Origin of the sequence: Aeromicrobium sp. CTD01-1L150, from assembly GCF_041951745.1 — a bacterium.
Classification (GTDB): domain Bacteria; phylum Actinomycetota; class Actinomycetes; order Propionibacteriales; family Nocardioidaceae; genus Aeromicrobium.
The window spans coordinates 1,682,317-1,702,279 of the sequence record NZ_CP169555.1 but is presented as its reverse complement, the minus strand read 5'-3'; the positions used below and the strand labels follow the sequence as shown (position 1 = coordinate 1,702,279).

General features: G+C 68.0%; 20 protein-coding genes, 4 tRNA genes and 1 pseudogene. 11 read left to right on the top strand and 14 right to left on the bottom strand.

The features are described 5' to 3' along the window. The first annotated feature begins 48 nt into the window (after positions 1–48). The 5 genes from ACEVFP_RS08425 (at position 49) to ACEVFP_RS08405 (ending at position 3,974) form a co-directional block, all read left to right on the top strand. Positions 49–633 (top strand): helix-turn-helix domain-containing protein, encoded by a 585-nt coding sequence (locus ACEVFP_RS08425; RefSeq protein WP_375003306.1) that lies wholly within the window; start codon positions 49–51, stop codon positions 631–633. Next, positions 630–2,060, top strand: coding sequence for a flavin-containing monooxygenase (locus ACEVFP_RS08420; RefSeq protein ID WP_375003305.1), 1,431 nt, complete (start codon positions 630–632; stop codon positions 2,058–2,060). Before ACEVFP_RS08425 ends, ACEVFP_RS08420 begins: the two co-directional genes overlap by 4 nt. Beyond that, on the top strand, positions 2,051–2,647 hold the full coding sequence (locus ACEVFP_RS08415) for an acetoacetate decarboxylase family protein (RefSeq protein ID WP_375003303.1): 597 nt from the start codon (positions 2,051–2,053) through the stop codon (positions 2,645–2,647). The genes ACEVFP_RS08420 and ACEVFP_RS08415 overlap by 10 nt, the downstream gene beginning before the upstream one ends. A 42-nt stretch (positions 2,648–2,689) precedes the next feature. Next, on the top strand, positions 2,690–2,899 hold the full coding sequence (locus tag ACEVFP_RS08410) for a hypothetical protein (protein WP_375003302.1): 210 nt from the start codon (positions 2,690–2,692) through the stop codon (positions 2,897–2,899). 181 nt (positions 2,900–3,080) lie between these two features. After that, positions 3,081–3,974 (top strand): LysR family transcriptional regulator, encoded by an 894-nt coding sequence (locus ACEVFP_RS08405; RefSeq protein ID WP_375003301.1) that lies wholly within the window; start codon positions 3,081–3,083, stop codon positions 3,972–3,974. A gap of 23 nt (positions 3,975–3,997) precedes the next feature. Here the strand turns inward: ACEVFP_RS08405 and ACEVFP_RS08400 are convergent, their stop codons facing one another. From ACEVFP_RS08400 to ACEVFP_RS08365, 8 genes are all read right to left on the bottom strand, one after another. After that, a complete protein-coding gene (locus ACEVFP_RS08400; protein WP_375003299.1) occupies positions 3,998–5,452 on the bottom strand; it encodes an aldehyde dehydrogenase family protein in 1,455 nt (484 codons plus the stop codon). A gap of 29 nt (positions 5,453–5,481) precedes the next feature. Then, positions 5,482–6,591 carry a zinc-binding dehydrogenase gene (locus ACEVFP_RS08395; protein WP_375003298.1) on the bottom strand — a complete coding sequence of 370 codons (1,110 nt, stop codon included), beginning with the start codon at positions 6,589–6,591 and terminating at the stop codon, positions 5,482–5,484. 12 nt (positions 6,592–6,603) lie between these two features. After that, the gene (locus tag ACEVFP_RS08390) at positions 6,604–7,893 is read right to left on the bottom strand and encodes an MFS transporter (RefSeq protein WP_375003296.1); all 1,290 of its coding nucleotides are present in this window, start codon (positions 7,891–7,893) and stop codon (positions 6,604–6,606) included. A 34-nt stretch (positions 7,894–7,927) separates the two neighbouring features. Continuing rightward, complete coding sequence (gene phnA / locus ACEVFP_RS08385) at positions 7,928–9,286, bottom strand: phosphonoacetate hydrolase (protein ID WP_375003294.1); 1,359 nt, start codon at positions 9,284–9,286, stop codon at positions 7,928–7,930. 269 nt (positions 9,287–9,555) lie between these two features. Beyond that, positions 9,556–9,627, bottom strand: a tRNA-Val gene (locus ACEVFP_RS08380). A gap of 407 nt (positions 9,628–10,034) precedes the next feature. Continuing rightward, positions 10,035–11,198, bottom strand: a complete 1,164-nt coding sequence (locus ACEVFP_RS08375; RefSeq protein ID WP_375003292.1) for an alanine racemase — start codon at positions 11,196–11,198, stop codon at positions 10,035–10,037. After that, the gene (locus ACEVFP_RS08370) at positions 11,195–12,364 is read right to left on the bottom strand and encodes a DUF1611 domain-containing protein (protein ID WP_375003290.1); all 1,170 of its coding nucleotides are present in this window, start codon (positions 12,362–12,364) and stop codon (positions 11,195–11,197) included. The genes ACEVFP_RS08375 and ACEVFP_RS08370 overlap by 4 nt, the downstream gene beginning before the upstream one ends. 175 nt (positions 12,365–12,539) lie before the next feature. Beyond that, positions 12,540–13,373, bottom strand: a complete 834-nt coding sequence (locus ACEVFP_RS08365) for an aminotransferase class IV (RefSeq protein WP_375003289.1) — start codon at positions 13,371–13,373, stop codon at positions 12,540–12,542. Between the two features lie 92 nt (positions 13,374–13,465). Between ACEVFP_RS08365 and ACEVFP_RS08360 the strand changes: the two genes are divergently transcribed. The 3 genes from ACEVFP_RS08360 to ACEVFP_RS08350 all read left to right on the top strand — a co-directional run bounded on the left by ACEVFP_RS08360 (position 13,466) and on the right by ACEVFP_RS08350 (position 13,754). Beyond that, a tRNA-Gly gene (locus ACEVFP_RS08360) sits at positions 13,466–13,537 on the top strand. A 42-nt stretch (positions 13,538–13,579) separates the two neighbouring features. Next, positions 13,580–13,650, top strand: a tRNA-Cys gene (locus tag ACEVFP_RS08355). A gap of 29 nt (positions 13,651–13,679) precedes the next feature. After that, positions 13,680–13,754: transfer RNA gene (locus ACEVFP_RS08350), tRNA-Val, on the top strand. 111 nt (positions 13,755–13,865) lie between these two features. Here ACEVFP_RS08350 and ACEVFP_RS08345 read toward each other — a convergent pair. Beyond that, positions 13,866–14,237 (bottom strand): annotated as a pseudogene (locus ACEVFP_RS08345) (tyrosine-type recombinase/integrase); the annotation flags it as partial. A 202-nt stretch (positions 14,238–14,439) separates the two neighbouring features. Here ACEVFP_RS08345 and ACEVFP_RS08340 point away from each other — a divergent pair. Further along, positions 14,440–14,592, top strand: coding sequence for a hypothetical protein (locus ACEVFP_RS08340; RefSeq protein ID WP_375003287.1), 153 nt, complete (start codon positions 14,440–14,442; stop codon positions 14,590–14,592). Beyond that, a complete protein-coding gene (locus ACEVFP_RS08335) occupies positions 14,579–14,803 on the top strand; it encodes a hypothetical protein (protein ID WP_375003285.1) in 225 nt (74 codons plus the stop codon). The genes ACEVFP_RS08340 and ACEVFP_RS08335 overlap by 14 nt, the downstream gene beginning before the upstream one ends. Here ACEVFP_RS08335 and ACEVFP_RS08330 read toward each other — a convergent pair. After that, positions 14,800–15,084 (bottom strand): hypothetical protein, encoded by a 285-nt coding sequence (locus tag ACEVFP_RS08330; protein ID WP_375003283.1) that lies wholly within the window; start codon positions 15,082–15,084, stop codon positions 14,800–14,802. The genes ACEVFP_RS08335 and ACEVFP_RS08330 overlap by 4 nt on opposite strands. 100 nt (positions 15,085–15,184) lie before the next feature. Here ACEVFP_RS08330 and ACEVFP_RS08325 point away from each other — a divergent pair, with 100 nt between their 5' ends. Next, positions 15,185–15,445: a hypothetical protein gene (locus ACEVFP_RS08325; RefSeq protein WP_375003282.1), complete on the top strand. Its 261-nt coding sequence runs from the start codon at positions 15,185–15,187 to the stop codon at positions 15,443–15,445. A 669-nt stretch (positions 15,446–16,114) separates the two neighbouring features. Here the strand turns inward: ACEVFP_RS08325 and ACEVFP_RS08320 are convergent. The 4 genes from ACEVFP_RS08320 to ACEVFP_RS08305 form a co-directional block, all read right to left on the bottom strand. After that, entirely contained in the window at positions 16,115–16,462 is a 348-nt protein-coding gene (locus ACEVFP_RS08320) for a helix-turn-helix domain-containing protein (protein ID WP_375003281.1), read from the bottom strand. Between the two features lie 58 nt (positions 16,463–16,520). Next, the gene (locus ACEVFP_RS08315; protein WP_375003279.1) at positions 16,521–16,988 is read right to left on the bottom strand and encodes a hypothetical protein; all 468 of its coding nucleotides are present in this window, start codon (positions 16,986–16,988) and stop codon (positions 16,521–16,523) included. 442 nt (positions 16,989–17,430) lie between these two features. Next, complete coding sequence (locus ACEVFP_RS08310; protein WP_375003277.1) at positions 17,431–18,213, bottom strand: DeoR/GlpR family DNA-binding transcription regulator; 783 nt, start codon at positions 18,211–18,213, stop codon at positions 17,431–17,433. Positions 18,214–18,231: 18 nt separating this feature from the next. Then, entirely contained in the window at positions 18,232–19,959 is a 1,728-nt protein-coding gene (locus ACEVFP_RS08305; protein ID WP_375003276.1) for a dihydroxyacetone kinase family protein, read from the bottom strand. Positions 19,960–19,963: the final 4 nt, after the last annotated feature.

Sequence of the window (19,963 nt, the reverse complement as noted above, 5' to 3'; positions counted from 1 at the left end):
CGTACGTCACTGTTGACACTTTGCCAATAGTGACGTGGAATGGCGCCCGTGACTGCTCCGACCCGCTCTCGGCTCGACCCCGTGGACCGACGTCGCCAGATCGTCGACGCCGTGCGCCCGCTGTACCTGCAGCGTCCCTACGACCAGGTCTCCCTCGCCGAGCTCGCCGCCGCGGCCGGCGTCACGCGCGGCCTCATCAACCACCACTTCGGCTCCAAGCGGGAGCTCTTCGTGGAGGTCATGCGCGGGACCATCCGCATGCCCGAGAGCGAGCTGCCGGATCTTTGCGGCCTCCCGCTGACCGAGCGGGCCCGCCGGACGGTGGACTGGATCATGAACGCTGCCGAGACCTACGGACAGGCGTGGGTGGCGGTCTCGGGCGCGGCGAACCTGCACGGCCAGTCCGACCTGCAGGCCGTCGTCGACGACGCCGACGACCACGCCGCCCGGCTCACCCTCGACGCTCTCGGCCTGCCCGATGAGACCGGCCGCCGGGTCCGCCTTCGCACCGTCGCCCCGCTCGTGAAGGCCGTCTGCCGCGAATGGCTGGAAAGAGGGACACTCACCCGCGACGAGGCACTGGACCTGATCACCGAGACCGTCCTGCTGTTCGCCACCCGGGAGGCATCGTGAGCCCCGCCCTGCGCATCGGCATCATCGGCTCCGGGTTCGGTGCCCTGGCCACGGCGATCGAGCTCACCACCCATGGGCACGACGACGTCCGGCTATGGGAACGCGCCGACCAGCTGGGCGGCGTCTGGCGGGACAACACCTATCCAGGAGCCGGGTGCGACGTCCCCTCGCCGTTGTACTCCTTCTCCTTCGCCGTCAACCGGTCCTGGTCGCGCCGATACGCCAAGCAGCCTGAGATCCACGACTACCTGCGCCGCGTGGCCGACGAGTACGACATCACCCGGCGCATCCGGTTCGGCGCCGAGGTCGTCTCCGCGCAGTGGAGCGAGACGACCTCGACCTGGGACCTCGGCTTCGGCGACGGGACCACCGAGACCGTCGACGTGCTCGTCAGCGCCGTGGGACAGCTCTCACGACCACGACGCCCCGCGATCGAGGGCATCGACGACTTCGCCGGCACCAGCTTCCACTCCGCCGAGTGGGACCACGGTGTCCCACTGGCGGGGCGACGCGTCGCCGCGATCGGCATCGGCGCGAGCGCCATCCAGTACGTGCCGCACCTGGCCGCCGAGGCCGGTGAGCTGACCCTGTTCCAGCGCTCGGCCAACTACATCCTGCCCAAGCCGGACGGCCCGCTCCCCCGCTGGTACCAACGCGGCATCGAGGGTGAGCGTGCGTTCTGGTGGATGTTCGGCGAGCAGTTCTCACGAGGGCTCGAGGACGACTCCGTCGTGGGCCGCATCAACGCCGCCGTCGCACGCTGGCACCTGCGCCGACAGGTACCCGAACCAGATCTGCGTGAGCAGCTGACGCCGGACTACCCGGTCGGCTGCAAGCGCATCCTGTTCGCCAACGACTTCTACCCTGCCGTCAGGCAGGACCACGTCGACCTCGTCACCGATCCCGTCCGACGCATCGTCGGCCGGGGCGTCGAGACCGCAGACGGGACGCTGCACGAGGCGGACGTCATCGTCTATGGCACGGGGTTCGACTCCCAGGACTTCCTGTCCTCCATCGACGTCCGCGGCCTCGATGGCGAGCGACTGGCCGACCGCTGGGCCGACGGCGCCCACGCCCACCTGGGCATGTATGTTCCCGGCTTCCCCAACCTGTTCGTCTCCTACGGCCCCAACACCAACCTGGGCGGAGGATCAATCATCTACATGCTCGAGGCGCAGGCCAGGCACATGCGCCAGGTGCTCGACCGGATGCGGGCCGGCCGCTGGGAGCGGGTCGACGTGCGTGCCGAGGTCGAGGCCCGGTACGACGGCCAGGTGCAGCAGCGACTCGAGCGGTCCGTGTGGGGCCACTGCGAGAGCTGGTACCGGCACCCGTCCGGACGCATCACCTCCAACTGGCCGGGCTCGACCGGTCCCTTCGCACGCCGTGTGCGCACGCTCGATCCGGAGGACTTCGCATGGACGTGACCTACCCGGGCGAGCCGTGGGACCTGCATGGTGATGCCACTGCCGGCGTGTTCCTCGTCCCCGTCTCAAAGCTGCCTGAGCTGCCCCCACCCGGCACGCGGGTCATCACCGTGGCAGGACGCGCGATCGTCACCGCCGCATTCTTCCGGTACCGAGAGCCCAGCCCGCTGACCTACGGCGAGGTGATGGCGACCGTGCTGGTGCGCCGCCGGTGGAGACCACGCGTCTTCATCCCCCAGATCTGGGTGGACAGTCCGGCCTCGCGCGACGGTGGGCGCCAGCTGTGGGCCATCCCCAAGGACCTCGCCCAGTTCGCCGGCGACCCCGGCACGTCGATGGTCGGCGACGAGCTGGCGTCGGTGACGGTGAGCCGGACCCGACGCCTGCCCGGCCGGTGGCGCACCTCGTTCCGCGTCGCGCAGTGGCGGGGCGGCCGCGGCTTCGTCACCCCCGTCGCGGGACAGGTGGAGGCGTCCACGGCACGGGCCCACTGGAGGTTCGGGGGCGCGCTGGCCTGGCTCACGGGACGACGTCCCCTGTTGACGGTGCACGTACGTCGGTTCCACCTGCTCTTCGGCCGCCACTGAGGTGAGGATGCGCCCACGACAGAGCAGGAGCAGGCTGGGGCCATGCCCGAGTACCGATTGATCACCGAGTCCGGAGACGTCGTCGAGACGGCCACCCATGAGCACGACCAGGCCGCCATCATCTGGCGCTCCGCCCGGCCGTTCGAGTCCGCGTCGCACGACGACAACAGCCGCCAGCTGCGCCTCGAGCGCCACGACGGTGATGAGTGGGTGCGCATCCAGGCACCGCTCGGCACCTCCGAGGCGAGCTGATCCGACCTCGGCAGACCTGCGGCGGGCCGGGGCCTGCGCACGGCCCCGAGGCTCGACCTGTCTGTTGTGCAGACGCGCCTGAGGCCTCGGTGTTCTCCGAAGAAGGCTGCTGTCTCCGGGTCCGCCACGACCGTGGTCCCCGCAGCTTCGGACGCGTAGCCTGACGTCACATGGGGCGCACATGGTGAACGTGACGCAGCTGGAGGTCCTCATCGCGGTGGTCGACGCGGGAGGCTTCTCCGGAGCAGCCAAACGCTTGTACATGAGCCAGCCATCGGTCTCCAACCACATCCGCAACCTCGAAGGATCCATGGGCGTGCAGCTCCTCGAGCGCAGCAGCCGAGGAGCGCGGCCCACACCTGCCGGCGAGGTGGCCGTCCGGCACGCTCGGCAGGTCTTCGACGTCCTCGCCTCGCTCGAGCACAGTGTGGCCGAGCACCGCGGACTCGACGCCGGACGCCTCGTCGTGGCCGGCACCACCACCCTGGGGACCTATCTCCTGCCCAGACTCATCTCCGACTTCGTCCGCCGTGCCCCCAACGTGACGTGCCAGATCCAGGTCGGCAACGAGGAGACCGTCGAGTCGTGGATCGTCCGCGGTGAGGTCGGGCTGGGTCTGTGCATCGATGAGCCGAGCGAGGAGCAGCTCGTGTCCCATCGGCTGTTCGAGGAGTCGATGGCCCTGGTGGCGGCAGCAGACTCCCCCTTGCGGGACCGCACGATCTCGCCCGGTGAGCTCGCCGGCGAGCGCTTCCTGATGAGGGAGATGGGCTCGGCGACCCGCCGTGTGCAGGAATCGGCCCTGCGCTCGTGGAACCTCCACGACGTCGAGCGCTGGGACCTGTGGGGACCCGACACGCTCAAGGAGTCGGCGATCGCAGGACTGGGCGTCGCTCTGTTGTCAGAGCACGTCACGGTCCGCGAGGTCGAGTTCGGCACGCTCGTGGAGCTCGACGTCGATCCGCCCCCGCCCACTCGGGACGTCTCCCTGGTCCGCAGGGCGGACCGTGACCTCACACCACCTGAGGAGCTGTTCGTGCAGATGCTCCACGCAGTGGGCGCCTGGCCGAGCTAGTCTCACGCGCGACACTGCGGGCCTCAGTACCTGATGCAGGCTGAACGCAGGTCCGTGTAGAAGTTCCACACGTCCGGCGAGCACTCAGGCGCTCCGAGCTGCGAGGCCTTCGCGCCCATGTGCGGCAGGTGGGAGTACGCACCCACGCCAGGTCGGTTGACGTGCAGCATCCCAGCCTCGAAGTCCTGCAGGGCCTGGAAGATCGCAGCCGGACTCTGCGTGAAGATCGTCCCCGACATCCCGTACCTGACCGAGTTGGAGATGCGCATCGCCTCCTCGTACCCGCGGCACCGGATGACCGAGAGCACCGGCCCGAAGACCTCTTCCTGGGCGATCTCGCTGTCCCAGGCCACGTCCGTCAGGATCGTCGGCTCGACGAAGTACCCGGGTGTGTCGAGCTCGATGGCCTTGCCGCCCACAGCGATCTGGGCACCGTCGGCGACTGCCTGCTCGATGGCGGCGACGCAGGCGTCGCGGCGTTCGCCGTTGACCACCGGGCCGATGTCGGCCCACTCCTGGTCCCCAGGGCCGACTCTCATGGCCTGCACCCTCGACACGAGCCGTTCGAGCAGCTCGGCGTGGACCGACTCGTCCACGATGATCCGGCTGGTCGCGCTGCATCGTTGGCCACTCTGCCCGAAAGCCCCGTGGATGATGGCCTCGACAGCCTCCCCCAGATCGGCGTCGTCGAGCACGATCAACGCGTTCTTGCCACCGAGCTCCAGCTGGGTACGCATCAGGCGACCAGCACCTGCGCTGTTGATGGCCTGGCCGACGGGCAGCGACCCGGTGAACGAGATGCCCGCAACCCGAGGGTCATCGACCAGCGTCTCACCGGCCTCACGGTCACCCTGGATGAGGTTGAGGACGCCGGGTGGGACACCCGCGTCGTGGAACGCCTGCACCAGGAGCGCCGACGTCCACGGTGTCAGCGGAGACGGCTTGAGCACCGCGGTGCAACCGGACAGCAGGGCGGGGGCGACCTTCCACATGGGGATCGCGACCGGGAAGTTCCACGGCGTGATGAGGCCGACGACCCCGATCGGGCGGCGGAAGGTCATCACCACGGTGCGCGGCTCCTCCGCCGGGGTGGTCTCACCGTTGATCCGACGAGCCTCTCCGGCGGTGAACTCCAGGATCGCCAGCGACCGCTTGACCTCGCCGACCGCCTCGGAGCGACGTTTTCCCTGCTCTCGCGTGATGGCGGCAGCGAAGCTGTCGATGCGTTCCTCGATCAGCCGTCCGGCCCGCACGAGGATCTCACCACGGGCGATCGGACCGACCTCGTCCCATGCTGCCTGGGCCGCAGCGGCGGCGGCGATCGCGGAGGTCGTCTCGGCGGCGGTGGACTCGGCGAACTCACCGATGACGTCCTCCAGGTCGGCCGGGTTGAGGTTGGAGCGCGTCCCGCCGTGGTCGCTGCGCGTCCAGACGCCGTCGATGAAGTTGTTCAGGTGGTCGGGGTCGATGTCGATCATGGTGGGAGCTTCCTCGAACGTATGGATGGTCAGGTCGGACGGATCGCGATGCGCGGAGCCGCACCGGAGTTGGCGGCGGCCACCGCCCCGACGATGTCGTCCAGACCGCGTGGCGGCGGGACCAGGTCGGCGAGCAGCTGCTGGGCGGGGGTTCGGCGTAGGAAGTCGATCGCCTCGACGAGGTCGTCGAGGCGATAGTTGTGACTGCCGACCACCGTCGTGAGGTTCTTGACGAAGCCGCTGGGCTCGAACGAGACCTCCGGCGCGGGAGACACCGAGCCCACGAGGGCAACCCGTCCCCCCATGTCGATGAGGTCAAGGGCGGACTGGACGGCACCACTGTTGCCGGAGAGCTCCAGGACGACGTCGGCGCCGCACTCGGCCACGGCCGCCCCGAGACCGTCGGGGCCGACGGTCACCGTCGCGCCGAACTGGCGTGCCAGCTCTCGGCGCTCGGGGTCGACGTCGGAGGCGATCACGGTCTCGACACCACGGTCCTTGGCGTAGGCCACTGCGGTCAGGCCCAGCATCCCGCACCCGATGACGACCACGACGTCCTCATGGGTCATGGCGACCCTACGGGCCGCACACGTCACGGTGGCTGTGGCGCAGTTCGCCGGCGTCACCGCAGCGGCCGACAGGTCGCTGGGGATCCGCACCACGCCGGTCCCGGCGATCAGGTGGCAGTGCGAGCCGAAGCCTCCGTTGAACCGCCAGTGGTCGTCCATGGCCTCGTGCCCGTACTTGCGCACCTTCACGCACTTCTGCGGGATCCCGTGGGTACACCGGCGACACTCCCCGCACGACGTGCCGATCGTCCAGGTGACACGGTCGCCCCTGGTGAGGGGGACACCGTCGGAGGCGTCCACGGTGCCCCCGGTGTCGATCACGCTGCCGATGGCCTCGTGCCCGAGCACGGTCGGCAGCGGTGTCGGCCGGTCGCCGTTGATGGTGTGCAGGTCACTCCCACAGATGGTGGAGAGCTCAATCTCCACCAGCACCTCGCCGTCCCGCAGCCGGGGAAGCGGCAGGGGGGCCAGGCCGAAACCTTCGTCCAGGCCGCTCCAGACCGCGGCTCGAGGGGTGGCCCGTCCGTCCCCGCCGGCACCGGGGTTCGTCGCCTCGTGCGTGTTCATCATGACCTGTCCCCCTCAACGACGGATGGTGGCTGCGCACAGCATGCTGGCGATGCAGCACCCTGCCACGATCGGAAAGATGAGACCCGTGCTGCCGGTCTGGTCCATCGTGAACCCGACCAACGGCTCGGCCGCGCCGGCGAACAGGTAGGAGAAGAAGTTCACCACGCCCGTGGCGGTTCCGGCCATCTTCTTGCCGGCCAGGTCCGGGCAGAGTGCCCAGAACGACGACGCGGGACCGTAGACGAAGAACCCCGTGAGGAACAGGACCACCATCCCGCTGACGGTTCCCAGGGCACCTGAGAACATCAGCATCGACGTGATGGCACCGAGCACCATGAAGAGCATGATTGGGTGATCTCGACGCGACCCGAACAGCCGGTCGGAGATCCAGCCGTTGGTCAGGGCGCCGACGGCCATCCCGACCGGCAACGCGACCGAGATCCACGCAGGACTGATGGCGCTGCCACCGGAGTCCCAGTTGTCGCCGAGGAAGTAGACCGGGACCCAGATCAGCAGTCCGTACCGTGCTGCGTTCTGGAAACCGATCGCCATTCCCGTCGACCAGATCTTCGGGTTGCGCAGCACCAGCTTGTAGCGGCCGAGGGAACGATCTGGATTGGCCTCATCGAGATCGAGCTCGATGTTCTCGGGGTCCTCGGTGTACGAGGGCGGTGGGGTGATCCGCGCCTCCTTGGGGTTCTCCCTGGCCAGGAAGAAGAACACGATCCCCCCGAGCAGCATGAGCAGCACCGGGATGCGGAAGATCCAGCGCCAGTCGAGCTCGAACGTGTCGACGACGAGCGTCGAGGTCACGAAGGCCAGGACCGAGGACATCCCTGCCGCGAAGGTGTAGAACCCGAAGCTCTTGCCCCGCTCGTGTGGGCTCCACCAGTTGGAGATGACCCGACCGCCGGAGGGCCAGCCCATGGCCTGTACGTACCCGTTGGCGCCCCAGCTCAGGGCAAGCGACTTCGAGCCGATCGAGAAGCTGCTGGCCCAGTTGAGGATCGTGGACAGGATCGCTCCGACCGTCATGAGCCGTCGTCCGCCGAACTTGTCCGCCAGGTTGCCATTGACCATCTGCCCGACGGCGTAGGCCCACAACAGGATGCCGCTGATCGCACCCAACGTCGTCTTGCTGATCCCCAGGTCCTCCTCGATCCCGGGGATGGCGAACCCGAACGTCTGCCGGCCGGTGTAGAAGAAGAAGTAGCAGAACATTGCCGCCAGGAGGATGCGCCACTTCCAGCGACTGAAGGTTGCTTCGGAGACCGGTTCTGCGATCTTGTCGGCGATGGCCATGAGTGTCGTCCAATCGTGAGGTGGTGAGTCGGCGTCAGCCAGCAGCGATGGCGCTGGCCTGGTGCTGGCTGACGAGCGTCGTGGCCACCCAGAACGCGTCGTAGTTGTGCAGGTCCGCGGATGCCCCGTAGGTCTCTCGCACCAGGTCCGGCCTGGGGAGCGGACGGTTGATGACGAACGGGATCTGCAGCTCGCCCAGGGCCCCGTGGGAGCGCAGGGGAGCATCCAGTCCGGTCAGGTCGTGCCACGCCGCGAAGCGGCCGAGTGCGGTCCCGGCCTCGGCGAGGACCACGAGATCTCCGATGCGGTCGGCAGGCTGTCCGTAGACGGAGACCGCCTCCTCGCGCGCGCAGACGGTCTCGATGCCAGGGATGCGAACCAAGTGGTCCATGACGAGCGCGGCGTCAGCACCCTCGGGCAGGTACACGCTGGCGAAGGAGCCCAGCGCTCCGTGATGAACCGTGTAGGGATCGGTGATCGGCAGGATCACCCGGACCCCGTCCGAACCGTCGGTGGTGTCGGCCAGGCCCAGTGCCCGTCGCACCTCGTCCTCGACGAACACCACTCGGGGCGCTCCCCCGTCATCGGTCTTGGCGCTCATGCCGTGGTCGGCAGTGAGCACGACGATGGCACCCAGCTCATCGAGCCTGGCCGCGTAGTGATCGATCATGGCGTAGAAGTCGTTGGCCACCGGGGTGCCGGGGGCGTGCTTGTGCTGGATGTAGTCGGTCAGGGAGAGATACATGAGGTCGGCGCCGCGGGTGCGCAGGATCTCGACTCCGGCGGCGAGGGCGAACTCACTGAGGTCGGATGAGTAGACGCTCGGCAGCGGCTTGCCGACCAGCTCGAGCACTCCGTCGATGCCGTTGCTCTCCACCGTGGCTTCGTCGGCTCGCTCGGCCGAGAAGCAGATTCCACGACGTGGCGGATCGACGAGCTCGCCCGATCCATCCAGGCTGGGTCCGTCCTCCACCAGGCCTGCGCCGAGCAGTCGCCGGAGCTTGTCCTTGGCTGTCACGACGGCCACATCCAGGCCGGCGGCGTTCGCCGCCGCGAACAGCGAGGGGGCGCGGAGGTACTTCTTGTCGTTCATGAGCACCTCCTCGCCCGCGACGGCATCGAAGATGTAGTTGCCGCTGATCCCGTGCACGGCCGGTGGCTGACCAGTGGCGATCGAGACGTTGTTCGGGTTGGTGAGGGCAGGCATGGCGCAGTGGGCCTCCCACGAGGAGCTGTCCTCGCCGGCGAGTGTGCGCTCGAGCCAGGGCATGCGACCCGCCCTGATCGCCTCGACGTGGTAGTCGGGCTCGCTGCCGTCGATGCAGATGACGACGACCGGGGAGTCCGGCATCGTGTAGTGACGGTCGTTGACGGTGAATGACGTTGCGGTCACTGGGGGCTCCAAGCTGGGGAGTCGGCTCTGTGTCGCCCCTCACACAACGCCGAACCACGACGACCGGGAACCCCGTTTCGTCTGATGGCTCCCATAGCCTCACCGCACATTCAGCGGGATACCAGGCACCACGGCACGTTCACCCCACACGTGTCGACACGTGAACGTCGAGCTCATCGGTCACCTGAGCGGCCGGAGGTGAGGGCCCGACGTGGAACGCGAACGGCCCCTGACGCGTCTGCGCTGATCAGGGGCCGTGCTGTCTCGGGTGGGCGATACTGGGTTCGAACCAGTGACCTCTTCGGTGTGAACGAAGCGCGCTACCACTGCGCCAATCGCCCGCGACCAGACGATGCTAACGCATCGCCCACCACCGCGATCACGAGCCCGCCCACACTCCGTGCACGAGGAGCGGACGCGCTCGTCGGCCGCCTGCACCCCGCAGGAAGCACGGTGGGCGAACCGCGAGAAGCCTGAGTGTCACCGATGTCCTGACGCAGAACTGTCACCCATCTCCTGCGGCATGACCCTGAGGAGTTGCCACCCAGCTCACCGTCCTGGTCGACGCCGATGAGCTCGCTTCCTCCACGTCCACCGACCCCGACGACTCGCCCACCGCCCCGGCGCACCTCGCCGGGTTCGGTGCCATCGGCCGCCGGCTGATGCAACAGATCCTCTACCAGGCAGACCTCACACCCGTCCTGACCGGCGGCAAGCACGCCGTCCTGGACGTCGCACGGCCCAGCCCTCACGAATCGGCGTGTCCCACCTCGACGTCGGCATCCATCCGCACCCTCGGCGGGGGTCGCTCGCGGGCCAGTCTGCGTGTTCCCACCCGGCCGAGCGTCCTGGCGCCGCGCTCGACCCGACTGACGTACGGGGACGTCATGGCACGGACGAGGGCGCTGTAGTCCAGACCGAACACCAGCTCCTGCCCCACGGCGACGTCGTGGTCGCCGACGTCCAGCACCAGGTGGTCGCTGCTGCTGCCGAGTACCTCGATCCCCGCGATGGCGGTGAGCCCGTCCGGGTCGACGTCCTGGCGACCGAGTGCGACGATCGCCTGCCGGACGTGCCCACCGGCCCGCCGGGGTGCTCGTGCACCGAACGCCGTCTGAGCCAGCTCGCCCCACGCCTGCGACGGCTTGGTCTTGACCTCGATGACCTCGCCCACGAGCGCGAAGGCTCCGGTGCCCAACCCGTCGATCGGGCGGCGGTGCAGGGGTTCGGTGCCCAGCAGGATCGACTCCCCCAGCCGTAGCTCGTCGATGCGCCCCACGTCCCGCGTGGAGAGCGCCCACTCCAGGTTCGCGGAGTTGCCGCCTGAGACGACGGGCAGGGCACGGCGGCAGGACACCTCGGCCTGCTCGACCAGACCCGACAGCTCGTCCATCGTGCGCTGGTCGGGCACGACACCGCTCTGGCAGGCGAGGTTGGTCCCGAGCCCGAGCAGGACCAGTCCAGGAAGCTGCTCCACCACCGCGACCAGTCCAGCAACGTCGTCGACACCGATGCCCTCCCTCAGGTCCCCGAGCTCCACCATCAGCACCACCCCGTGCGTGGTCTGCTGACACACCGCGGCCTGCGACAGCGCGCGCAGCACCGCCGGCTCGGTGTTGAGGCTGATGTCAGCGCCTCGTACGATCTCTTCCGCCTGGCTGAGCGCCGGTGACCGGATCACCGTGAAGCTGGTGTCCACTCCCGCGTCACGCAGCCTCGTCACGTTCTCGATGCGGGAGTCACCGAGACCACTGACACCCCCGCCGAGCATCGCAGCAGCCACCCCTGCGGAGCCGACGCCGGCCTTGCACACCCCGGTCACGCGGATACCTCGCGGCGCCAGTCGGTCCACCAGGACCCGGGCATTCTCCTCGATGACGTCGAGGGCGATCTCCAGACGTGGCGTCGTCACCGGGTGCTCGGGGCGGGTGCCGCCTCAAGCTCCGGGAACGCCCTCAGCACCATGTCGACGAGCTCGTCGAGCGGACGAGTCAACGGGTCGGTGGCGGGCCGGCCGAGCTCACGCTCCAAATCCTCGATTGCGTCACCGATCTCGTCATCGGTCGTCATCTGCTCATGGTTGACGGTGATGCCGATGACCTTGGTGTCGGCGAATGCCTCGATGAGCCGCACCTCCTGGGCGACGCTGGGCATCTCGACCATCGGGAAGTCGCCCAGGACGGTCCGTCGTGGAGCGTGCTGGACGATGACGCCGGACGGCTGGCTGCCTCGCACGATGTGCGCCGAGGTGAGATAGGCCGGGTGGCTGAGCGCGCCCTGACCCTCCACCACGATGACGTCGGGATCCTCGCCCTCGAAGGCCGCCACCACCTGGGCCTCCACCTCACCGGAGCAGAACTGCGGCACGAGGGCGTCCAGCGCGACACCGTACTTGCCTCCCTGGATGAGGGTGGTCTGGCCGGTTCCGACCATCACAGCCTTGACCCCCCGGGCGTTGAGTGCCTGCACGAGCAGCGTGGACGTGGTGCGCTTGCCGATGGCCCCGTCGGTGCCCAGCACGGCGATGCGCGGGCAGGTCACCTCGCGGATCCGCCCGGAGAACAGGTTCAGGTCCTTCTTGTCCTTGGGCCGCCGGACGTCGGTGATGGTCACGCCGGCCATGATCGCGGCGGCTGCGAACTCCGGATCGTCGTTGAGGAACTCGTGCAGGCCATTGACGATGTGCATGCCACGGGCGATGCCGTCGAGCAGTACGACGCGCTGCTCGGCGCTCAACAGTCCGTCGGCCGGAGCGACGCCACAGATGAGATGGTCCGGGACCCTGCCGGCGTGCGCGATGGCCTCCGGGAGGTCGTTCAGCACCGGGATGCCGTTGGCGGCGCCGTCGAGCAGCCGGCCGGCGTCACCTCCGGCGTGACGGCTGTCGATGACGCTGAGGACCTGGTACTTCTCCGAGTGCCGGACGAGCCCGTTGGCGGTCTTGCCGTCCTGCTCCCCGAACTGTCCCTCGCAGTAGACGATGGCCGAGCTGCTGCCGGACGGCACCGCGGGGGCTTGAGCGGGGATCACCTCGAGAGGCGTCGGGCGTGAGGCAGCGTTCGGATGATGCGCGGACATGAGTCTCCTCTGAGTTCACTCAGAGGAGGCGACAAGTAGTCGCGAGAGGCCTGCGGCCGGGCGGTTCGACGAGAAGTCTTCCCTGATGACCGACGCGGTGTCGGTGCCCTGAGCCTAGCAGCGATCACCTACTCCAAAGACACGTCGCACGCCCGTCAGGGCCCCGACGCCGGGCTCACGGGTCGGAGTGCTCGGCCTGCCGCCGGGCCCAGATCTCCTGTGCCGCGCTCGTGACGGGCCCCGGTGCAGCAAGGGTGCGGTCGTCGACCCGACCGATGGCCTGGATGTTGCGCGTCGTGCCCACGAGCACCACTTCATCGGCCTCGCGCAGCACCTCGATCGGGGCGTCCCGCTCCACGACGTCGAGCTCCTGAGAGAGCCACTCCAACGCCAGAGCACGGGTGATCCCGGCAAGACAGCCGGAAGCCAGTGTCGGCGTCACGAGCTGTCCGTCGAGCACGTACATGATGTTGGAACCAGTGCCCTCGCACAGATCACCGACAGTGTTGGGCATGACCGCCTCGGACGCGTCAGCCGCCTTGGCAACCTCGACCATCTTGGCGTTCTCGGCATACGACGTCGTCTTGAGCCCAGCCAGCGCGCCTCGCTCGTTACGCGGCCAGGGCACCGTGATGATCGAGGAAACCGCCGGCGGACGATCGCACGGCTCCGTGACGACGACGTGCGTCAGAGGACCACCACCGCGGGGCGAGCCCAAGGGCCCGGCCCCCGAGGTCACGGTGATGCGAACCCGACCGAAGCCCAGCTCTTGCCCGTCGATCGTGGCGGCGACGCCGTGCCTCAGCAGGTCGACGTCCGGGGTGCCGATGCCCAGTCCCTCGGCGGACCTCACGATCCGTTCGAGGTGACGGGTCAGGGCAAAGGGTTCGCCGTGGTCGACGGCGACCGTCTCGAAGACCCCGTCGCCCACGATCAGCCCGTGGTCGAGCACCCCGACGGCGGGGACGTTCGGCGATTCCAGCACTCGTCCATCCAGCCACGCCTTCATGTCGCCACGATACGCCCGCACCCGCCACCCCCGGTTTGGTCACGAGTGGGGCATCGGCTAATGTTTCTTCCCGCGCCGGAAACGGTCGCAGCGCGGACGTGGCGCAGTGGTAGCGCATCACCTTGCCAAGGTGAGGGTCGCGGGTTCGAATCCCGTCGTCCGCTCGGAGAGGGTCAGTACACCCATCCCAGGTGGGCCCATCCAGCGGTGGGTTGGCCGAGAGGCGAGGCAACGGACTGCAAATCCGTTTACACGGGTTCAAATCCCGTACCCACCTCGAGCAGCACAACTGAAGACACCCAGCACGGGCGATTGGCGCAGCGGTAGCGCGCTTCCCTGACACGGAAGAGGTCACTGGTTCAAACCCAGTATCGCCCACCACGGATTATCCCCGGTTTACCGGGGATTTTCTGTTCCCACGGGTACCGCTTTCGGTCGGACTTCCTCGGACTACCCCCCCACCGGTACCCCCCACCACGGTTGGACGAGTGCTCATACCCCCAGCGCCTCGCCCAGGGAGTCCATGGCGCGGTTGGCCATCTCGTCACTCGTGTGCGCGTACACGTCGCCCGTGATCCGGGTCGACGAGTGCCCAAGCATGTCGGAGACGGCCCGCAGGTGTACGCCGTTCTCCAGCCAGTGAGTCGCTGCCGAGTGACGGAGTGTGTGCACGTTGACACCGGTCAGCCCGGCCTTCGCCGCAGCGCTCGTGATCGCACGCAGCACGTTGCGCGGGTCCATCGGCTGCCCGGACTCCGTCGTGAAGACGTGACCCGTATCGGTCCAGACGTTCGCAGCCGCGACACGCTCCTTGAGCTGGGCCTTGCGGTGCTCACGCAGCACCGCGGCCGCCGTCCCACGGAGGGGGACGTCCCGCCGAGATTTTCAGTCTTCGGCTCGGTCACCACGAGCCTGCCGCCGACCCGCGAGAGCGTTCCGCGAACATGCAGCACTCCCTTGTCGAGATCGACATCGGACCACTTCAACGCCAGCGCCTCCCCCTTTCGGAGTCCGGTCGTAGCGATCAAGGTCAGAATCGGGAAGTGCCTGGAGTCACCGCCGAGTCTTGGACGCCCTCGCACGCTCCCTGGCGCTGCCGATCGAGGGGGAGCAGCACGGCACCCGCCGCAACCCACAGCAGTCGAAGGCCGCCGCCCAGCGCCACCGCAGCGACCGCCTGCGTGCCGTCAGAACAGGAGCCACCGATGGCACGGCGTAAGACCGAACAGCACGAGACGACCATCGCCGAGGTCATCGCGCTGATCGACGCCCAACACCCGCAGCCCGAGTTCGCCCCCGACGTCGACGGCCGGACCGACTACGTCGCTTGCACCCGACAGGTCCGCGCCCAACGTGCAGCCATCCTCGCCGACCACGGCTACACCAGCCTCGACGAGTTCTACCACCAATTCCCGTGGGCCCAGCGTTAGCCGCCGACCCGAGGGTCCGAAGGACTCGGCCCATCGAAGACCAGCATGATGCTATGGATCGGATGAACCCAGATCCGCTGATGCCCTGCGTCGACATCCTCGGACAGCACGGTCTCAGTCCGTCGGTCTTTCTTCTCGACGACGCCGAAGCGCCGCATCGGCAAGTCCAGGAAGAACCCTGTGCCGCTCTCAGACGCCGCCTCCAGCTTTGACGCGAAGGCCCCGAGGTCAGAGTCACTCATCGAGATTCGGTCGTAGCTGTCGATGCTGAGGTAGCCCATGGAGGCACGATAGACGCTTGCTGGGCTGAGAGGTTCAGACTTCTGGACAAGGCCCACGATTCCACCACCGACTGTGACGGATCGCTGCTAACTTCCACAGATGAACCCCAGACCGGAGCCCCGCTACATCGTTAACTACATCGCCCCGGCCGAGGACTGGCAGGACGAGCACGCGTACATTCCTCCAGTCGTTGGCAATGGCATCGAGCTCCCCAGCGGCCAGAGGTACCGAATCGTGGATGTCTGGACCATCCACGAGAAGCATGGCGTGATGGGCTATGGAGTCCACGCATTCCTTGAGCCAGTCAAGCGCGAAGACGACCGGCCAGCCAACACGTATCCGGCCTATTACGGGGCCTGAAGAGACCCCCAGCCCGACCAGCAGACAGGGTGTGGCGTCGCGGGCGCTTCAGTCCGGGCGCGCGCGGCCGCCTGGTCAACGGCATCGAGCCAGTCCGTCATGCGCGGCACCAACGGACCGGGTGAGAAGCCGACTGCGCAGTCCTGCGTACCCCCACCGCGCCCGTTTCTGGGGTGTACAGGACCGTCCGTCAATGACGGGCAACGCTGTGACCTGTGCAAATGCACGTTGCCGGACACGGGCGGACTCAGTTCCCTTCCCTGACACGGAAGAGGTCACTGGGTCAAACCCAGTATCGCCCACCACGTTTCCGCAGGTCAGAGCAGGATCTTCAGATCCGGATCTGAAATCGGGAACACACGGGGAACAAGGAGTGGCCAGAACTGGCCACTCCTGTCCTGTTTCTGGGCTCATACGTCGAGCAGCGAGTCATCCGTCCACGTTCTCGCGCCCGGGTGCGATGAGGAAACGCGAGCCCGGCGGCAAGTCCAGGGACTGCGCGATCTCCGGGCAACGCTCGATGAGATGCGAAGCGTGCAGGGACCGAGCACCGTGCCGGCGACGTTCGCGACGGCGATGAGGTGCCAGGGTCCCGGGAGCGACTCGATGTCGTGGCCTGAACAGAGGTGCACCGGCTCATCAGTCACGTGACGACTGGGGTCCGCTGACCTATGCCCCGACACTGAGGGCGAACACCTCATGAGGGGTTTCCCCCTGCGCGGTCTTGTCGTCGGCCGGCGGCAGCACGAACTGGATCTGCGCACCGAGCGCGTCGGCGAGCTTGATCAGCGTCGGGACGGTCGGCGCGATCATGCCGCGCTCAATCCGGCTGATGTCCGCTTGGGCGATGCCGCTCAACTCAGAGAGGTCCAACTGCCGGAGGTTGCGTGCCTTGCGTGCGGCGTAGATGACACGACCGAACGCGTACGCAGCACGGAAGACCCCCTCGGCCTCGCGGCCCTCAGGGCCGTGCTCGGCCCGGCGCTCGCTCGCGTACTCAGAGAACCTCTTGGCCATGGTGACTCCTCTCGTCCACCAGTGTATGGGTGATGACCCATACAAGCGATGCGGTGGGTCAGCGCTTCCGCCGGGACTTGTTCGGCGACTTCTTCGTCCGGCTGGATTGCGCGAGGCGCCAGGCGCGAAGCCTCTTGCGCGCCACCTCGATCTCCTTATTCTGGCGCCGCAGACTGTTGTCGCGGCCCTTGTCGTAGCCATGGAGGAGCAGGATGACCTTCTGGCCGTGAAAGTGCACGAACAGCCGGAGCAGGATCTTGGCGGGCTTGGCCTGCTTGCTTGCTCCCGAGTCGAAGTAGAGCGCCTTGATGGTCGCGGCGTCGTGCCGCACCCGGAACTCGTGGAGCCCTCTGCCGAGCGCCTTCAGCCACGGCGTGCTCGCCAGCGCGAGTCCGTCCTTCTCAAGGATCTCCTCGATCGCGGTTGCCAGCGCCTCGAACTCGACTTCGCCGAGGTCGCCCATCCAGACCTCAATGGGACGCCGGCCGTCGGCGTCCTCGTAGAACTCAGCGGTCCACTCGCTCACTTGGTCACCGTCCCAGCCGGCTCCGACACCAGCGGGAGAGCCGCTTGGCGATCTCGGCGGCGTCCCGGTCGGCCGCGTGCTGGTCACGCATGGCCGCGCCAGGCGTGGAGTGGCCGAACGGCCCATGAGCTCGGCGAGGGTCACGCCGGCCTGGGCTGCGAGCACCGCGCCGGTGTGCCGGAGGTCCTGCCAGCGCAGGCCGTCGCGGCCGGGAGCAGGTGCGGCGGGATCGCGGCATCGCGAACCCCGGCGTCGGACTTGGGCGATCCGACGATGAACGTGCCGCCGGCTCGAACGGCGCCGCGGGTGATGGAGACCCGATTGCTACGCAGGTCGATGTCGCCGCGGCGCAGCTCGGTCAGCTCGCCGAAACGGAGCGCGCACCAGGCCCCACAGTGCAATCAGCTTGGTGGCCCGCTGATCGGCTGATGGGATCCTCCGGTCACTGCGAGCCGGGAGCCGCCGTGCAGTGCACGACCGCACCGGCTTCTCGCAGCCGGACCACCGTCGGATGGTCGTCGAGAGCGTCCGTCACGACCTCGTCGATGTCCTGCGTGTCGACCACATTGATCAGCTGCACCCGGCCCAGCTTGCTCTGGTCCACCACCGCGATGACCTGGTCGGCGGCCCGGGCCGCATACCGCTTCACCGCTCCCTCCTCGCGGTGATACTCCGAGGCTCCGCGGAGGGCGTCCACACCGGCGACCCCCATGAGGTACACATCGCAGTTGTACCTCAGGAAAGCGTCTTCGGCTTCGGAGCCGATCAGCGAGAGCTCCCCCGGACGCAGTCGCCCTCCGGTGACCAGGACCGTGGTGTCGGGCTCGTCGGCGAGCTCGACCGCCGCGAGCAGGCTCGGCGTCACCACCGTCAATCCCAGACGTCTGCCCCGTATCTCCTTCGCCACGGCGAGTATCGTGCTGCCGCTGTCGAGGATGACTGTCTGCCTGGGCTTCAGCAGGCCGGCCGCGATCGCCGCAAGGTGACGTTTCTCCTCGGCAGCAGCGGACGCACGGGCATGGAACGACGGCTCGGTCGACTTGCCCCCGATGAAGATCGCGCCGCCCATGACCTTGCGCAGCACGCCCTCCTCCTCGAGGACATCGAGATCGCGCCGGACGGTCATCTCCGAGACCTCGAACCTCTCAGCCAGGTCGACCAGCGAGACCTCGCCCTGCTGAGCGACCATCTCCTCGATCAGTGAGCGGCGCGCGTTCGCATTCATGATCCCGACCCTAGATCCTTACTGTTGATTTCTCACATCAGCACGTGACCCGCTTTCGGACCAGTCCAGGTGCGAGGCGCTGAGCTCGTCGACAAAACGTTGCACAGCAACGGCTCCGGGGTCCTTCAACCCGACCGAGCGCTCCTGCTGCCAGGCCGCACGTCCTCGCCGGGACTGCCAGAGCGCGGTGTCCTCGACGGCCTGGGCCGCGGCCTCGCGGAGCGCCTCACCACTCAACCCGGTCTCGAGCGCCGCAATGACCCGCTCGAGGACGTCGAGCAGCGTCTTGTCACCCAGCTGCGCGCCGCCCCGCTCGGCGACGCGGTCGAAGAGCGCTCGCAGGAGCGGGACGATCTGCGCTCCCGTCAGGTGTGTTCCCGCTTCCACGGTGTCCGCCGCGCTGATCACACCGGATCCCAGCAGTGCTGCGAACGTCGACGGGTTGGCCGAGGAGAACTCGAGGCCCGCCGCACGCAGAACACTTCGCGCATCAGCGTCCTCTGGAAGCCGCCGTACTGCCTCGGCAGCAGCGAGGCTGCCCTCGGTCACGGTGATCCCGAGGTCGCCGTCGCCGAGCGCCGCGTCAAGCTCTCGCAGCTCATCGCCGTGTGCGGCCATGCGGGGCAGCGCATCGGCCAGTGCTCTGCGCAGGGCACTGACGCCGTCAGCAGAAACGACGTCCACCGCAGTCGCCTCGTCCTGCAGCGGAGTCGCCGTCTCGGTCACCCCTTCACGAACAGGTACGTTCTCCTGCACGAAGAACGGTGACCCGGCGGGCGCACGCAGCAGCGTCTCCAGATCGTCGTCGAGCACCATCACCGACAGGGACGCGCCCGCCATCTCCAGGCTCGTGACGTATTCACCGACCAGCCGGTAGGCGATCTGCACGCCACGCTCCGCGAGGATGCGATGGACACGCCGGTACATGACGTACAGCTCCTCGAGCGGGGTCGCACCGAGCCCGTTGACCACCACAGCGACGCGCGCTCCCGCGCTGAGCTCGAGTTCCCGCTCGATCTCAGCGACGAATCGATCCGTGATCTCATCAGCGCTCTCAAGGGGTCCGCGGTGCGTCCCTCGTTCGCCGTGGATCCCGACGCCGATCTCCATCTCTCCCTCGTCCAGCGTGAACGTGGGTTCGCCCGCAGCGGGCAGGATCGTCGGCGAGAGACCGACCCCCATCGTCCGCGTCCTGGCGACGGCTTCTCGAGCCACGCGCTCCACCTCATCGAGCGTCGCCCCCTGCTCAGCCATGGCTCCGGCCGCCTTGTACGCGAGCACCAGCCCGGCGACGCCGCGTCGGGTGTCGATCTGGTCCGAGGGTGCCGACTGGATGTCGTCGGTGCCGAGCACCGTGCGGACCTCGATCCCCTGGCCGGCGCACAGATCCGCTGCGATGTCGAAGTTGTAGACGTCGCCGCCGTAGTTTCCGTACAGGTACAGCAGGCCCGCACCGGAGTCGGCCGCCACGGACGCGGCGTGGATCTGGGTGGCACTCGGCGACGAGAAGACGTTGCCCACCGCTACTGCCGAACACAGACCTCGGCCGACGTAGCCGAGGAAGAAGGGCAGGTGTCCGGAGCCTCCCCCGGTGACGATGCCGACGCGGCCCGACCCCTCCACGTCGGTGCGTACCAGGGAGCGGCGGTCCCGGGTCACCGCACGCAGCTCGTCGGAGTGCGCGAGCAGGATCCCGTCGAGCACCTCGTCGACGAAGGTGTCAGTACCGTTGATGATCTTTCGCATGGTG